Here is a 15,518-nt window from a genome sequence, read left to right as displayed (position 1 = left end):
GCCGCCCGTGACGCAGGACGCGGCCCCCTCCACGGGGAGGGGGCCGCGTCCGCGGGTCACCGCCGCAGGCCGAGTCGCTCGATGAGCGACCGGTAGCGGTTGATGTCCTTCTTGGTCAGGTACTGCAGCAGGCGGCGACGCTGGCCGACCAGCAGCAGCAGGCCGCGCCGGCTGTGGTGGTCGTGCTTGTGCTCGCGCAGGTGCTCGGTCAGGTCCTTGATCCGCTGCGTGAGCATCGCGACCTGGACCTCGGGAGAGCCGGTGTCGCCCTCGTGGGTCGCGTACTCGGACATGATCTTCGCCTTGGTGGCGGCATCGAGGGGCACGGTGTCTCCTTCTGGGTCGTTGCGCGGCGCTCCGGGGCGGGTTCACCCGGGCACTCTGGGTCCGCGGCCGTTCTGACGGCCCAGCCAGGCTATCAGCGCGGGCCCGACCCACCGAATCGCCGGCCCGACCTCAGCGGGCACCGCCCGGATCGCCGCCCGCCCCGGTGCGCTCGCGCAGGTCCACGTACGCGGCGCGCACCCCGACGGCCCGCTCGAGCTCGGAGCTGATCTGGGTGAAGAACTGCTCCTTGTACGTCGGGTCGGTCACCGCCGAGACGGTGAAGTACAACCCCGAGAACGCCGCGAGGAAGACGGCCACCTTGACCAGCTCGACGCTGACGGGGAGCCCGAGCGTCACCGCCCCCCACCCCAGGGGGGTCGGCGGGGCACCGAGCCAGGAGTCGACGATCTCGGGCCGGATGGCGACGACCCCGAAGCCGACGAAGAAGGCCAGCACCGCGAGGGCGAGCAGGAGCACCTGGGTGGCCTGCACGACGAGCAGCACGAGCAGGAGGTTCACCCGCTGCACGTGCGTCAGCGGCACCCCGACGCCCTCACCCCGGTCCGCGAGCTCGGCGCCTGCCCGCTCCAGCGGCGTCCCGCGGGTGGCGCGGCGGACCCGCTCGGCGTCCACGTGCTGGACGACGGCGTCCACCTCCTCCGGGAGCCGGGCTCCGAGGAACACCGCCGCGAGCCCGCCGAACAGGAGCACGGTCAACCACAGCACGCCCGGGGGCAGGGACGCGGCGACCTGCCACACCTCGGTGTTGATGAAGAAGAACACGGTGAAGATCAGCAGGAGCGGCAGCGCGCGGGTGACCAGGGGCACGAGCAGCCCCACCTGGCGCAGCGACCGCGCGGCGGCCCAGCGGGCGACCACGGACAGCCGGAGCCGGGCGGCGGAGTGGACCACGGCCAGCAGGCCCAGGACGGTCGCCCACACGGCGACCCCGGAGGACGGACCGGACCACCAGCCGACGGCGGCGCCGACCGGCAGGGCGAGGACGGCGAAGGCCAGCCCGCGCAGCAGCAGCCGGCGGGGCGCCACCAGGGAGCGGACCCGGTCGTGCTCGTCGTCGACGAACCAGGGCAGGCCGTGGCCGTCGAACCAGTGCTCCGCCGCGCGCAGGGCCGTCGCCGGGTCGCGCGGGGGCTCCTGCGGGCGGGGCGCGCGCTGCCTCACGCCCGGGCGTCGGCGGCCAGCACCTGCCGGCAGCGCTCGACGTCCTGGGCCATCTGGGCGACGAGGGCCTGCACGCCGTCGAACCGCAGGGTCTCCCGGAGCCGGTCGACGAAGTCCACGGCGACCTGCTCGCCGTACAGGTCGAGGTCGTCGCGGTCCAGGACGTAGGCCTCCACCCGGCGCTGCGTGCCGTCGAACGTGGGGTTGGTCCCGATCGACACCGCCGCGGGCAGCACCCGCCCCGGGTCGCCGTCGGGCAGCCCGAGCCGGACGAGCCGGCCCGCGTAGACGCCGTCGGCGGGCACCATGCCCTCGGAGTCCGGACCGAGGTTCGCCGTGGGGTAGCCCAGCTCGCGGCCGCGGTGGTCGCCGTGCACGACGGTCCCCGACACCCGGTGCGGGCGACCGAGCACCTCCGCGGCGGCCGCGACCTCGCCGGCGGCGATGAGCTCGCGCGTCCACGACGACGACCAGCGCCGGTGGGTCTCCTCCTCGCTGACGTGCCCGGCGACGGGTCCGAGCACGTCCTCGAGGACGACGACGTCGAAGCCGTGCTCGCGGCCGAGCTCCTGCATCGTCCCCAGGTCGCCGGAGTTGCGGTGGCCGAACCGGATGTCGTGGCCGACGACGACCGCGCTGGCCCCCAGGGCCCGGACGATGACGTCGGCGACGAACCGCTCCGGGCTCCACCCGGCGAGCTCGTGGGTGAACCGCATGACCAGGACGGCGTCCAGGCCCGTCTCCGCCATCAGCGCGGCCCGGTGCTCCAGGCCCGTGATGATCGGCGGGGCCTGCTCCGGTCGCAGCACGTGCAGCGGGTGCGGGTCGAAGGTGATCGCCACGGCGGCGGCGCCGCGCGAGCGGGCCTCGCCGACGAGGCGGCCCAGGACGCTGCGGTGGCCCCGGTGGACGCCGTCGAAGTTGCCGATGGCGACCACGGACGGGCCGTGGTCGGCGGGCACCTCGGACAGGTCGTTCCAGCGCTCCACGTGGGGTCTCCGAGCAGGTCGACGTCGTGCGCGGCGGCTGCGGCGCGGCCCTACTCTGCCAGCCCGCCGGCCTCCCCCCCGCGCGGACCTCCGCGCCCGGTGCTCGAGCTGGCGGACGCGGCCGCGCCCGGGGCGCCGGCGCGAACTCGTCCCACGTCACGAGTTGATCTCGACCGTCGACCCGGGCGCCCATGCTTTGTAACCTCCGTCACACTCCGCCCTCCCCTGGGGCGAGGAAGGGCGGGCCCGTGCTCTCGGTTCGGAACCTCGAGGTCGTCTACAACGACGTCGTGCTCGTCCTGCGGGGCGTCAGCATCGAGGTGCCGCGCGGGCAGGTGGTCGCGCTGCTCGGAGCGAACGGCGCCGGCAAGACCACCCTGCTGCGCGCGGTCAGCGGCCTGCTCGACGTCCACGACGGCCGGGTCACCAAGGGGACCGTCACCCTCGACGGCGACGACGTGACCGGCAGCCCGCCGGCGGGCATCGTCCGGCGCGGGGTCAAGCAGGTGCTCGAGGGCCGTCGGGTCTTCGCCGAGTTCACGGTCGAGGAGAACCTGCGCGTCGGCGCCCACACCCGCCGGGGGTGGAAGGACGCCGCGGAGCGGGTCTACGCGATGTTCCCGGTGCTCGCCGACCGCCGTCAGCAGGTCGCCGGCTACCTGTCCGGCGGCGAGCAGCAGATGCTGGCGATGGGCCGGGCGCTGATGTCCGACCCCACGGTGCTGCTGCTCGACGAGCCCAGCCTCGGCCTGGCACCCCGCATGGTCGAGCAGGTGCGCGACCTCGTCGCCGCCATCAACGCCCAGGGGACCACCGTGCTGCTCGTCGAGCAGAACGCCCGGATGGCGCTGTCCGTGGCCCACCACGGCTACGTCCTGGAGACCGGCCGGGTCGTCATGGACGCCCCGGCCGCCACCCTGCTGGCCGACGACGACGTGCAGGAGTTCTACCTCGGCCTGCACGGCGAGGGCGCCGACGGCGCCCGCCGGTCCTTCCGAGACGTCAAGCACTACCGCCGGCGCAAGCGGTGGCTGTCGTGACCGCCGTCCCCGCCGACCGACCGACCGACCGCCCGAGTGACGCGACGGGCGAACCGGTGCTCTCGGTCCGTGACGTGCACCTCGCCTTCGCCGGCGTGGTCGCGGTCGACGGCGTCTCGTTCGACGTCGACCCCGGCGAGCTGTTCGCCGTCATCGGCCCGAACGGCGCCGGCAAGACGTCGATCTTCAACGTCCTGTCCGGGGTGTACCGCCCGCAGCGCGGCAGCGTCGTCTTCGACGGCCGGGACCTGGTCGGCACGCCACCGCACCGCATCGCCGCGCTGGGGATGAGCCGCACCTTCCAGAACATCGAGCTGTTCTCCAACCTGACGCTCGTCGACAACCTGATGCTCGGCCGGCACACCCACGTCCGCTACGGCACCGCCGCGGCGCTGACGTGGTGGGGCAGGGCCCGGCGCGAGGAGGTCCGCCACCGCGCCGCCGTCGAGGAGATCGTCGACTTCCTCGAGCTCGAGCAGTGGCGCCGCCACCCGGTGGGCCTGCTGCCGTACGGCGTGCAGAAGCGTGTCGAGCTCGGCCGGGCGCTGGCGATGGAGCCCCGGCTCCTGCTGCTCGACGAGCCGGTGGCGGGGATGAACCTCGAGGAGACCGAGGACATGGCCCGGTTCGTCCTCGACGTCCGGGACGAGCTGGGGATCGCGATGATCATGGTGGAGCACGACATGGGGCTCGTGATGGACCTCGCCGACCGGGTGATGGCGATCGACTTCGGCCGTCCGATCACCACCGGCACACCCGAGCAGGTGCAGCGCGACCCCGAGGTGGTCCGCGCCTACCTGGGCGACGCGGGCACCGGTGAGGCGTCGTGACCGCCGCGCCGGCCACCGCCACGACGGTGACGACCATCGCCACGCGCGTCGCCGAGCGGGCCGCGGCCACGCCCGACGCCACGTCGCTGCTGGTCAAGGACCGCGGCATCTGGCGGCCCGTCACGTGGGCCGCGTACTGGGACGCCGTCCAGGACGTCGCGCACGGCCTGCTCGCCCTCGGCCTGGAGCCCGGTGACCGGGTCGCGATCCACTCCGAGAACCGGCCCGAGTGGCTCTACACCGACCTGGCCTGCGTGGCGCTGCGGGCGGTCAGCGTCGGGCTCTACCCGACGAACCCCCCGGCCGAGGTGCTGCACCTGCTGCGCGACTCCGGGGCGCGCGTCCTGGTCGCCGAGGACCAGGAGCAGGTCGACAAGGCGCTGGCCGTCGCCAACGAGTTGCCGGGCCTGGAGCGCGTCGTCTACGTCGAGCCCCGCGGCATCGCCCACCACTACGACGACCCGCGGCTGCTCGCCTGGTCGGACCTGCTCGCGCTCGGCCGCGAGCACCGTGCCGGGCACCCCGACGCCGTCGCCGAGTCGATGTCGCGGGCCCGCTCGCAGGACGTGGCCACCCTGATCTACACCTCGGGGACCACCGGGCCCCCCAAGGGCGCCATGCTCACCGTCGGCAACGTCGAGTTCGCCGTCAGCACGCTCATCACCGCCGGCGGCTTCGTGCACCCGCCCGCCTCCGCCGACGACGTGCTGCTGTCCTACCTGCCGCTCTGCCACGTCGTGGAGCGCACCTTCACCACCTGGCACAACGCCGCCGCCGGCGTCCAGGTGGCCTTCGCCGAGTCCGTCGACACGGTGCAGGCGAACCTGCGCGAGATCCAGCCGACCATCCTGTTCGGCGTCCCCCGCATCTGGGAGAAGGTGATGGCGGGGATCCAGGTCCGGGCCGGCAACGCCACCCCGCTCAAGCGGGCGCTGCAGCGGGTCGGGTTCGCGCTGGCCGACCGGATCGGCCGTGACCTCGAACGCACCGGGGGCACGCCGACCGCCCGCACCCGGGTGCTGTCCGCGATCGGCCACGTGCTGGTGTTCCGCGCCCTGCGCGACCGGGTCGGGATGCGCAAGGTCCGGTTCGCCGTCAGCGGCGCCGCGCCCATCGCGCCGGAGGTGCTGCGGTTCTTCACCGGGATCGGGGTGCCCGTGCACGAGGCCTACGGGATGACCGAGAACTGCGCCGTCGCGACCGCGAACCGGCCGGGCCGCGTCCGGATCGGCACCGTCGGCGAACCCCACGACGGCGTCGAGGTGCGCGTCGACGAGACCACCGGGGAGGTCCTGACCCGGCACGCCGGGGTGTTCGCCGGGTACTGGGGCAACCCCACCGCGAGCGCCGAGGCCGTCGACGCCGACGGCTGGCTGCACACCGGCGACGTCGGCGAGTGGGTCGACGGGACCCACCTGCGGATCACCGACCGGATGAAGGACGTCATCATCACCGCGGGCGGCAAGAACGTCTCCCCCTCGGAGATCGAGAACGCCCTCAAGGCCTCGCCGTACGTCAAGGAGGCCCTCGTCGTCGGTGACCGCCGTCCGTACCTCGTCGCGCTCGTCGGGGTGGAGGCCGACACGGTGGGCGACTGGGCGCAGCGGCGCCGTCTGCCGTACACGACGTACGCGGACCTCACCCGCCGTCCCGAGGTGGTCGAGCTCGTGCGCGGGGTGGTGGCCGACGTCAACAGCCGCCTCGCCACCGTCGAGCAGGTCAAGCGCTTCCACCTCATGCCCAAGGAGCTCGACCACGAGGACGGTGAGCTGACCGCGACGCAGAAGGTGAAGCGGGCCGCGCTCGTGCAGCGCTTCGCCGACGAGGTCGAGGCGATGTACGCCACCGGACGGGAGTCGTGACCGGGTGCTGACCGAGCTGCTGCAGAGCCTGACCCGCGGCCTGGGCAACGGCAGCGCGTACGCGCTGCTCGCCGTCGGGTTCGTCATCATCTACAAGTCCACCCGCGTGATCAGCTTCGCCCAGCCCGCGCTGATGGTGGCCGGGGCGGTGCTCGTCAGCTACCTGGTGCTGTGGCTGCCGTTCGCGCTGGCCGTGCCTGCCGCGGCGCTGGCCGTCGCGGTCCTCGCGCTGGTGCTGGAGCGGGTGACGCTGCGCCCCATGGTCGGCAAGCCGGTGTTCATCATCGCGATCATCACCCTCGGGCTCGACATCGTCATCCGCGTCGTGGTGAACGCGTTCATCGGGTTGGACGTGCGCCAGGTCGGCGACCCGTGGGGGCTGCGGACCGTGGACGTCGGCGGCGTGCTCGTCCAGCAGCGGCACCTGGCGATGGTGGCGACGACCGTCGTCGTCGTGGCCGCGCTGTTCGCGTTCTTCCGCTGGTCGCGGTACGGGCTGGCCATGCGCGCCACGGCGATGGACCAGGAGACCGCCCTGGCGCAGGGCGTGTCCGTCGGCGCGGTGTTCGCGCTGTCGTGGGCGATCGCCGGCGGGCTGGCCGCGGTCGCCGGGACGTTCGTGGCCACCGGCGCCGGGGTCGACCAGGCCACCTGGGTGATCGCGCTGAAGGCGCTGCCGGCGATCATCCTCGGGGGCCTGGACTCGGTCGGCGGGGCCGTCGTCGGCGGTCTGGTCGTCGGCGTGACCGAGTCCCTGCTCAGCTCCTACCAGCCCGAGCACCTGCCCTGGCTCGGCAACAACTTCGCGCTGGTCTCCGCGTACGTGGTGATGCTGCTGGTCCTGCTCGTCAGACCGTACGGGCTCTTCGGGACGCCGGAGGTCGAGCGGGTGTGAGCGTGCTGCGCGGACGTCCCGAGCTGGTCACCAGCTACGAGCAGGACATGGCCCTGCTCAACACCCGGCCCAAGCGCGTGTGGACCGCGCTGCTGCTCCTGGTCGCCCTGGCGCTGCCCTTCCTCGTGCAGGACGACCTGCTGCGCCTGCTCGCGCTGGGGTTCGTCGCGTCCATCGGCGCGATCGGCCTCAACGTCGTCACCGGGTACGCCGGGCAGGTGTCCCTCGGCCACGCGTTCTTCCTCGCGGTCGGCGCGTACACCGCCGCCGCGATCAGCGGCGACCCGGACGGGCGGGTCACCGGGTTCGGCGTGACCTCGATGCTCGTGTGGCTGCCCGCCGCCGGGCTCGTCGCGGCGCTCGCCGGCTTCCTCTTCGCACCCCTGGCCACGCGGCTGCGCGGGCTGTACCTGGCGATCGTCACGCTCGGGCTGGTGTTCCTCGGCGAGCACGTGTTCAAGGAGTGGCGCAGCCTGACCGGCGGCCCCGGCATCGGCCGCCGCGCCGCCGTCCCGGAGCTGTTCGGGTACCGCTTCGACGTCGACAGCGCCTACCTGACCGCCGAGCAGAACCTCTACCTGCTGATGCTGGTGCTGCTCGTCGTGTTCGCCGTCGTCGCCCGCAACCTCGCCCGCTCGGCGGTGGGGCGCTCGCTGGCGGCCGTCCGCGACCGGGACGTCGCCGCCGCCGTGATCGGGGTGGACCTGGCCCGGGCCAAGCGGCTGGCGTTCACCGTCTCGTCGTTCTACGCCGGGTGCGCGGGTGGGCTGCTGTACACGGTGTCGGGGTTCTTCGAGCCGACCTCGTTCAACCTGCTGCTGTCCGTGCAGTACATCGCGATGGTGCTCATCGGCGGGGTCGCCACGATCTCCGGCTCGATCATGGGCGCCCTGTTCATCACGCTGCTGCCGCGGCTGACCCGCGAGCTGCCGGCCCTGTTCCCCTTCATCAGCAGCCGGCCGACGGAGGTCCCGAACGTCTTCCAGCTCGAGACGGTCCTCTACGGCCTGCTCATCATCGCGTTCCTCGTGTTCGAGCCACGAGGGCTGTTCGGGCTCTGGCTGCGCGCCCGCGCGTACTGGAAGTCCTACCCGTTCTCCTACTGAGGCGCCTGCCCCCACCCGTCCGTCCGACAGCCCGTCCGGTGACCAGAGAGGAACTCACCATGAACGCTCGTCCTGCGAGGTGGCGGGTCGCCACCGCCGTCGCCCTCACCGCGCTCGTGCTGGCCGGCTGCCGCTCCGGCGGCGACGACGGCGGGGGCGAGGCCGACGGCGGCGACGGCGGCGTCGCCACCGACAACGGCGTCACCTCCGAGCCCTGCCCGGAGGCCGTCAACCCCGACAACGGCTGCATCTACCTGGGCACCATCTCCGACCTGACGGTCGGCCCGTTCGCGGCGCTGGCGGTGCCCATCACCGAGGCGCAGGCGGCGTTCTGGCAGCGCGTCAACGAGGACGGCGGCATCGGCGGGTACGACGTGGACGTCACGACCTACGTCAGCGACAACCTGTACCAGCCCGAGGTCCACAACCAGGTGTACCAGGAGATGAAGGACGACGTGCTGGCGCTGGCCCAGACCCTGGGCTCCCCCACCACCGCGACGATCCTCGACGACCTGGAGGCCAGCGACATCCTCGCCGTCCCCGCCGCGTGGACGTCGGAGTACGCGTTCACCGACATCATCCTGGAGTCGGGCGCGAGCTACTGCGTCGAGGCGATGAACGCCGTCGACTACGCGGTCGAGGAGCTCGGCGTCCAGTCGATCATGGCGGTCCACTACCCGGGTGACTACGGCGGAGACGCCGCGGCCGGGGCCAAGCTCGCGGCCGAGGCGAACGGCCTGCAGTTCACCAACGTCGAGACCGGTCAGGGCAGCGAGAGCCAGGGCGGCGCGGTCGACGCGATCCTGTCCGCCTCGCCGGACCTCGTCGTGGTGACCGCCGGCCCGGCGGACACGGCGACGATCGTCGGCCAGGCCGCGGCGCGCGGCTTCCAGGGCCGGTTCATCGGCAGCGGCCCGACCTGGAACCCCGCGCTGCTGCAGAGCCCGGCGGCCCCGGCGCTGCAGGGGCTGTACCTGCACGCCGGCCCGTGGGGGTCCTTCGACTCCGACACCCCCGGTCACGAGGCGATGCGCGAGGCCCTCGGCGACGTGCAGCCCAACGACGGCTACACGTCCGGCTGGGTGTGGAGCTACCCGCTGAAGGCGGCCATCGAGCAGGCCGTGGAGAACGGCGACCTGACCCGGGCCGGGCTGGTCGAGGCGGTCGGGTCGCTGGAGTCGGTGGACTACGAGGGGATGCTGCCGGAGGGGGCGGGCAACTTCGCCGGAGAGCCGGACGAGTCGGTCGTGCGCGCCTCGCTGGTCAGCCGGCCGGACCCCGCGGGCGCGGCGGGCCTGACGACGATCCGGGAGTTCTTCACCGGGCCGACCGCCGAGGCCCACGAGTTCGACGGCGCCTGCTACACCACCGTCTCGCTCGACTGACACCGGGACCCCGCTCCCCCGTGGCCGGCCCGACGGACGTCGAGGCCGCCACGGGGGACCCGGGACCGCGGGACGGGAGCGCTGCGCTGCTCAGCCGCGGCAGACGGCGGCGAGGTCGCCGTGGAGCGCCAGCACGATCGGCGTGCCCGTGCACAGGACGCCGGGGCGGGCGCCGGTCGACGGGCCGGCGTCCTGCGCGGCGCCCGGGTCCGCCGACGCCCCGAGCAGCAGCGTGAGGAAGTCGTCCGAGGCGACGCGGTCGACGCGGGTGTCGTCGGGGTCCACGTCGTTGAGCTCGGCCGCGCGGCGGAACGCCTCGTCCCGGTTCATCACGTCGTCCACCAGCCCGTTCTCGACGGCGGTGCGCGGGTCGAAGACGTAGGCACCCAGCTCGTCGCGGATCGTCTGGGCGGGGATCCCCCGGGCCTGGGAGACCCAGTCGACGAACTGGGTGTACTCCGACTCCAGGCCGGCGTCGAGGACGGCGCGCTCCTCCGCGGTCATGTCGCGGTACGGGTTGCCCAGGTCCTTGCCCTTGCCCTTGGACAGGTACTCCTGCGTGACGCCGCCCTGCGTCTCGACGCCCGGCTCCAACAGGGATCCGGGGATGCCCGTGACGTCCCGGTAGCGGTCGAACGGGCCCATGATGACCCCGATGCTGCCGACCAGCGTCCCGTGGTCCGCGACGACCTCGTCCGCGCCCGACATCGCGTACACGCCGCCGGACGCCGACGTGCCGCGCACGTACGCGAGCACCGCGTTGCCGGTCCGCTCCTGGTAGCGCTCCACCGCGTCCGCGATCGCCTTCGAGCCGTAGATCGTCCCGCCCGGCGTGTTCAGCTCCAGCACCAGGCCGTCGGCGTCCTCCGCGTCGAGGCCGTCGATGACGTCGGCCACCTCGTACCCGTAGGTGCCCCCCACGAACGCGCCGCCGTCGGAGGCGTCTCCGAGGATGACCCCGGTGACCTCGACGGACACCAGTCGGTGCGCCGCGTCGTCCTCACCCCAGACGGTGGTGGTGACCGGCTCGTCCACCGACCCGGCGCCCGCCGCCGCACCGACCAGGCCCACGAGGGCGATGGTCCCCAGCAGGGTCGCGACGGTGCCGACCGCCGCGAGGACGAGACCTGCCCCCAGGCTCACGCCCGCGCCCCAGCCGAACCCGCGGCGGAACGACCCGGGGCGGTGCGCCGGCTGGGTGGCCACGGGCTGCGGACCCCACGGCGGGCCGGAGGGGGCGCCGGGCGGCGGGCCGGCCGGGGCCGGACCGGCCGCGACCGGGGCGTCGGTGGGCCGGTCGGCTGCGGGCCGGTACGGCGGTTCGTGCGGGGGGTGCGGTGGGCGGCTCGTCATGCCCCAAGCATCACGCACCCGCCCGGCGCCGCCGACCACGGGTCGGTGGGGCCGACGCGCGAGGTGCGGGTCCGCGGGTGCGGGTCAGCGGGTTGCGGGTCAGCGGGCGCGCAGGACGACCTCGGGCCGGGCCTGCCCGCCCTGCTCGCGCAGGACGGCGACCAGCCCGCCGTCGGGTGCGACGGCGGCGACCGGCCCCACCGCGCCGCGCGCCTCCAGCCGCTGGCCGTAGCCGAGGGCGACGACCTCCTCGTCGGTCAGGTCGCGCACCGGCATCGCCGCCGCCGCGGCGGTCGCGAGCGGGAGCACGGTGAGCTCGGCCTCGAGCTGCTCGAGGGTGCGGGCGACGTCCAACCCGTAGGGTCCGACGGCGGTGCGGCGCAGCGCGGTCAGGTGACCGCCGACCCCCAGGGCGGCGCTGAGGTCACGAGCCAGGGCCCGGACGTAGGTGCCGCTGCTGCACCGCACGACGACGTCCACGTCGAGGACGTCCACGTCGCCGTCGCGGGTCCGGCGCGCGGCCAGCACCTCGAAGGCGTGCACCGTGACCGGCCGGGCGGGCAGCTCGACGGCCTCACCGGCCCGGACTCGGGCGTAGGAGCGCCGGCCGTCGACCTTGATCGCGCTGACGGCGCTGGGGACCTGCTGGATGTCGCCGGTCAGCCGGCGGACGGCGGTCTCGACGTCCTCGAGTCCCACCCCGCCCGCGCCGGCCCGGGACGTCACCTCCCCCTCGGCGTCGTCGGTCACGGTCCCCACGCCCAACCGGACGGTGGCGGTGTACGTCTTGTCCGCGCCGACCAGGTAGGTCAGCAGCTTCGTGGCCTTCTCCACCCCGACGACCAGGACGCCGGTCGCCATCGGGTCGAGCGTGCCGGCGTGGCCGACCCGCCGGGTGCCCGCCAGGCGCCGGACGCGGCCGACCACGTCGTGGCTGGTCCACCCCGCCGGCTTGTCGACGACGACCAGGCCGTCGGGGGCAGGGGGACGGTCCCGACCGCTCACCTGCTGCGCGAGGCGTCGCCCGGGGACCGCTCGTCGACCTCGTCACCCAGGTCGTCGCCGTCGAGGTCGTCGCCGGGGTCGTCACCGTCGTCGGGGTCGTCACCGTCGTCGGGGTCGTCACCGTCGTCGGGGTCGATCCGGTCGGCGTCGTGCCCGAGGAGGGGGGACTCCTCGTAGCCCTCCTCGTCGGGGTGGCGGTAGGGGTCCGGGTCGCCGGCGTACTGCGCGCTGGTGGCCAGTGCCGCGACCTCGGCGTCACGCTCACGCGCCCGGCGCAGCAGGTCGTCGATCGCCGCCGCGTTCTCGGGTACCGCGTCGGCGACGAACTCCAGGGTCGGGGTGAGCCGCGTCCCGGTCCGGCGACCGACCTCGGAGCGCAGGACGCCGCGGGCGCTCTCCAGCGCCGCTGCCGTCGACGCCTTCTCGGTGTCGTCACCGAAGACGGTGTAGAAGACCGTGGCGTGCTGCAGGTCGTTGGTGACCCGGGCGTCGGTGACGGTGACGAAACCGAGCCGGGGGTCCTTCACCCTGCGCTCCAGGGTCTCCGCGACGACCACCTTGATCCGGTCCGCCAGCTTGCGGGCTCGCGCGGGGTCGGCCATGGCTGCACCTCCTGCTCGTGGGGGGTCCACCCTGCCACCAGGGCGGACCGTCGGCGCGTGCACCTGCCGGTGCCCGCGTGCTCGTGGCGGGGCGCGCCGTCCGTCGGGGCCGACGGACGCGCCGCGCGGCGGTCGAGGCTACTCGGCCGGCGCGCGTGACCCGGTCCTACTCGTCCTCGTCGTCCCAGACCCGGGTCCGCGCGGACAGCAGCTCGACCTCTGGGCGGTCGGCCACGAGGCGCTCGCAGCGGGCCAGCACGTCGGTGCAGTGACCGGCGTCGGCCGCCACGACGCTGACCCCGACCTCCGCCCGCCGGTGCAGGTCGAGGTGACCGGTCTCGGCGGCGGCCACGTCGAAGCGGCGTCGCAGCTCGGCGACGACGGGGCGCACGAGCGCCCGCTTCTGCTTCAGCGAGTGCACGTCACCCAGGACCAGGTCCAGCCGCAGCGACCCGATGAACACCGGCACCTCCTCGTCGGTGACACGTCCCCGCCGGCGACCCGGCGCGCGGGCGACCCCGCACCCGTCGGGTGCGGGGCCGCCTGCGGCACGCGGTCAGGCGCGGGGCTTCTCCCGCATCTCGAACGTCTCGATGACGTCCTCGACCTTGATGTCGTTGAACGACCCGAGGCCGATACCGCACTCGAAGCCCTCGCGGACCTCCGTGGCGTCGTCCTTGAACCGCTTCAGCGACTCGATCGCCAGGTTCTCCGCGACGACCTTGCCGTCGCGCAGCAGCCGGGCCTTGGAGTTGCGGCGCACCTCGCCGGACCGCACGAGGCAGCCGGCGATGTTGCCGAACTTGGAGGAGCGGAACACCTCGCGGACCTCCGCGGTCCCGAGCTGCACCTCCTCGTACTCCGGCTTGAGCATCCCCTTGAGCGCGGCCTCGATCTCGTCGATCGCCTGGTAGATGACCGAGTAGAAGCGCATGTCGACGCCCTCGCGCTCGGCCAGGTCGGCGACCCGCTCGGCGGGCCGCACGTTGAAGCCGATGATGATGGCGTTGTCGACCGTGGCCAGGTTGACGTCGTTCTGCGTGATCGCACCGACACCGCGGTGGATGATCCGCAGCCCGACCTCGTCGCCGACCTCGATCTTGAGCAGCGCCTCCTCGAGGGCCTCGACCGAACCGGACCCGTCACCCTTGAGGATGAGGTTGAGGTTCTCGACCTTGCCGGCGGCCAGGGCCGCGGTGAGGTCCTCGAGGCTGACCCGCTTGCGACGCTTGGCCAGCATGGCCGCGCGCTCGCTCGCCTCGCGCTTCTCCGCGATCTGCCGGGCGGTCCGGTCGTCCGGTGCCACCAGGAAGGTGTCACCGGCTCCCGGCACGGACTGCAGGCCGAGCACCTGGACCGGGCGGGACGGGCCCGCCTCCTCCACGTTCTCGCCGTGCTCGTCGAGCATGGCGCGCACGCGCCCGTAGGCCGCGCCGGCGACGATGCCGTCACCGACCCGCAGGGTGCCGGACTGGACCAGGACGGTCGCGACCGCGCCGCGGCCCTTGTCCAGGTGCGCCTCGATGGCGACACCGCGGGCGTCCTTGTCCGGGTTGGCCCGCAGGTCGAGGGCCGCGTCGGCGGTGAGCAGGACGGCCTCGAGGAGGTCGTCGATGCCCATCCGCTTCAGCGCCGAGACCTCGACGAACATCGTCTCGCCGCCGTACTCCTCGGCCACGAGGTTGTACTCGGTCAGCTGCTGCTTGACCTTGTCCGGGTTGGCGCCGTCCTTGTCGACCTTGTTGACCGCGACGACGATCGGGACGCCGGCCGCCTGGGCGTGGTTCAGCGCCTCGATGGTCTGCGGCATCACGCCGTCGTCCGCCGCCACGACGAGGATCGCGATGTCGGTGACCTTCGCACCGCGGGCTCGCATGGCCGTGAAGGCCTCGTGACCCGGGGTGTCGATGAACGTCAGCGCGCGGTCGGCGCCCTCGTGCTCGGTGTGCACCTGGTAGGCGCCGATGGCCTGGGTGATGCCACCGGCCTCGCCCGCGACGACGTCCGCGTGCCGGATCGCGTCCAGCAGCTTCGTCTTACCGTGGTCGACGTGGCCCATCACGGTCACGACCGGGGGACGCGCCTCGAGCTCCTCGTCGCCCTCGGCCTCCAGCTCGCCCGCGAGGTCGATGTCGAAGGACGCGAACAGCTCGCGCTCCTCGTCCTCGGGCGACACCAGCTGGATGTCGTAGCCGAGCTCGGCCCCGAGCAGCTGGAAGGTGTCCTCGTCGAGGGACTGGGTGGCGGTCGCCATCTCACCGAGGTGGATGAGCACCGTCACCAGGCTCGCCGGGTTGGCGTCGATGCGCTCGGCGAAGTCCGTCAGCGAGGACCCGCGACGGATCCGGATGACCGTCGAGCCGTCACCGCGAGGGACCTGCACGCCGCCGACGCTCGGCGCCTGCATCGCCTCGTACTCCTGGCGCTTCGCGCGCTTGGACTTGCGCCCCCGCACGGGCCGCCCGCCGGCGCGACCGAACGCGCCCTGCGTGCCACCGCGACCACGGCTGCCCTTGCCGAAGCCGCCGCCGGGGGGACCCCCCGGGCGACCGCCGAAGCCGCCGCCACCACCGGGACGACCCCCGCCGCCACCCGGACGACCGCCGGGCCCGCCGCGCCCGGGAGCGCCGGGGCGCCCCACGGTCGAGCGGTTCGGCATCATCCCCGGGTTCGGGCGCGGACCACCGGCACCGGCACCACCGGGGCGCGGGGCCGGGCGCGGACCGCCGGCACCGGCGCCGGGGCGCGGGCCACCGGGACGCTCGCCGCCCTGCGGGCGGCCACCAGGCCGGGGCATGCCCTGGCTCGGCGCGAACGGGTTGTTGCCCGGACGGGCCCCCGGACGCGGACCGCCCGAGCGCTCCTCGCCGCCGGGGCGGCCCCCGGGTCGGGGCATGCCCTGGCTCGGTGCGAACGGGTTGTTGCCCGGGCGCGTCCCCGGG

14 protein-coding genes are annotated in these 15,518 nt (G+C 73.9%); 6 read left to right on the top strand and 8 right to left on the bottom strand.

Translation table 11 applies throughout. The features are described 5' to 3' along the window. Window positions 1–56 precede the first annotated feature (56 nt). The 3 genes from rpsO to ACYVQV_RS07560 form a co-directional block, all read right to left on the bottom strand. Window positions 57–326 carry a 30S ribosomal protein S15 gene (rpsO, locus tag ACYVQV_RS07570; RefSeq protein ID WP_461022668.1) on the bottom strand — a complete coding sequence of 90 codons (270 nt, stop codon included), beginning with the start codon at window positions 324–326 and terminating at the stop codon, window positions 57–59. 130 nt (window positions 327–456) lie between these two features. Beyond that, window positions 457–1,509 carry a hypothetical protein gene (locus tag ACYVQV_RS07565; RefSeq protein WP_461022667.1) on the bottom strand — a complete coding sequence of 351 codons (1,053 nt, stop codon included), beginning with the start codon at window positions 1,507–1,509 and terminating at the stop codon, window positions 457–459. Then, a complete protein-coding gene (locus ACYVQV_RS07560) occupies window positions 1,506–2,498 on the bottom strand; it encodes a bifunctional riboflavin kinase/FAD synthetase (protein WP_461022666.1) in 993 nt (330 codons plus the stop codon). Before ACYVQV_RS07560 ends, ACYVQV_RS07565 begins: the two co-directional genes overlap by 4 nt. 248 nt (window positions 2,499–2,746) lie before the next feature. Here ACYVQV_RS07560 and ACYVQV_RS07555 point away from each other — a divergent pair, with 248 nt between their 5' ends. The 6 genes from ACYVQV_RS07555 to ACYVQV_RS07530 are packed head-to-tail and all read left to right on the top strand — an operon-like array spanning window position 2,747 to window position 9,616. Continuing rightward, on the top strand, window positions 2,747–3,538 hold the full coding sequence (locus ACYVQV_RS07555; protein WP_461022665.1) for an ABC transporter ATP-binding protein: 792 nt from the start codon (window positions 2,747–2,749) through the stop codon (window positions 3,536–3,538). Between the two features lie 56 nt (window positions 3,539–3,594). Beyond that, entirely contained in the window at window positions 3,595–4,368 is a 774-nt protein-coding gene (locus ACYVQV_RS07550) for an ABC transporter ATP-binding protein (protein WP_461022664.1), read from the top strand. Then, entirely contained in the window at window positions 4,365–6,230 is a 1,866-nt protein-coding gene (locus tag ACYVQV_RS07545; RefSeq protein WP_461022663.1) for an AMP-dependent synthetase/ligase, read from the top strand. Before ACYVQV_RS07550 ends, ACYVQV_RS07545 begins: the two co-directional genes overlap by 4 nt. Window positions 6,231–6,234: 4 nt before the next feature. Further along, complete coding sequence (locus ACYVQV_RS07540) at window positions 6,235–7,125, top strand: branched-chain amino acid ABC transporter permease (protein ID WP_461022662.1); 891 nt, start codon at window positions 6,235–6,237, stop codon at window positions 7,123–7,125. Further along, entirely contained in the window at window positions 7,122–8,231 is a 1,110-nt protein-coding gene (locus ACYVQV_RS07535; protein WP_461022661.1) for a branched-chain amino acid ABC transporter permease, read from the top strand. The genes ACYVQV_RS07540 and ACYVQV_RS07535 overlap by 4 nt, the downstream gene beginning before the upstream one ends. A gap of 59 nt (window positions 8,232–8,290) precedes the next feature. Beyond that, a complete protein-coding gene (locus ACYVQV_RS07530) occupies window positions 8,291–9,616 on the top strand; it encodes an ABC transporter substrate-binding protein (protein WP_461022660.1) in 1,326 nt (441 codons plus the stop codon). 90 nt (window positions 9,617–9,706) lie between these two features. Here the strand turns inward: ACYVQV_RS07530 and ACYVQV_RS07525 are convergent, their stop codons facing one another. The 5 genes from ACYVQV_RS07525 to infB all read right to left on the bottom strand — a co-directional run. Further along, window positions 9,707–10,969, bottom strand: a complete 1,263-nt coding sequence (locus tag ACYVQV_RS07525; RefSeq protein WP_461022659.1) for a S49 family peptidase — start codon at window positions 10,967–10,969, stop codon at window positions 9,707–9,709. Window positions 10,970–11,068: 99 nt separating this feature from the next. Further along, window positions 11,069–11,974, bottom strand: a complete 906-nt coding sequence (gene truB, locus ACYVQV_RS07520; protein ID WP_461022658.1) for a tRNA pseudouridine(55) synthase TruB — start codon at window positions 11,972–11,974, stop codon at window positions 11,069–11,071. After that, complete coding sequence (gene rbfA / locus ACYVQV_RS07515) at window positions 11,971–12,576, bottom strand: 30S ribosome-binding factor RbfA (RefSeq protein WP_461022657.1); 606 nt, start codon at window positions 12,574–12,576, stop codon at window positions 11,971–11,973. The genes truB and rbfA overlap by 4 nt, the downstream gene beginning before the upstream one ends. Before the next feature lie 166 nt (window positions 12,577–12,742). Then, window positions 12,743–13,039 carry a DUF503 domain-containing protein gene (locus tag ACYVQV_RS07510; protein WP_461022656.1) on the bottom strand — a complete coding sequence of 99 codons (297 nt, stop codon included), beginning with the start codon at window positions 13,037–13,039 and terminating at the stop codon, window positions 12,743–12,745. A gap of 93 nt (window positions 13,040–13,132) precedes the next feature. Beyond that, on the bottom strand, window positions 13,133–15,518 hold a 2,386-nt coding region (gene infB / locus ACYVQV_RS07505), incomplete at its 5' end, for a translation initiation factor IF-2 (protein ID WP_461022655.1).

Source organism: Thalassiella azotivora (genome assembly GCF_054781695.1).
The sequence above is the reverse complement of the archived record's forward strand: the minus strand, read 5'-3'. Positions and strand labels throughout refer to the sequence as shown.

Bases quoted from the DNA above. Each gene is read 5' to 3' on its own strand.
- rbfA (WP_461022657.1), bottom strand. From the start codon at position 12,576: ATGGCCGACCCCGCGCGAGCCCGCAAGCTGGCGGACCGGATCAAGGTG.
- ACYVQV_RS07525 (WP_461022659.1), bottom strand. From the start codon at position 10,969: ATGACGAGCCGCCCACCGCACCCCCCGCACGAACCGCCGTACCGGCCC.
- ACYVQV_RS07530 (WP_461022660.1), top strand. From the start codon at position 8,291: ATGAACGCTCGTCCTGCGAGGTGGCGGGTCGCCACCGCCGTCGCCCTC.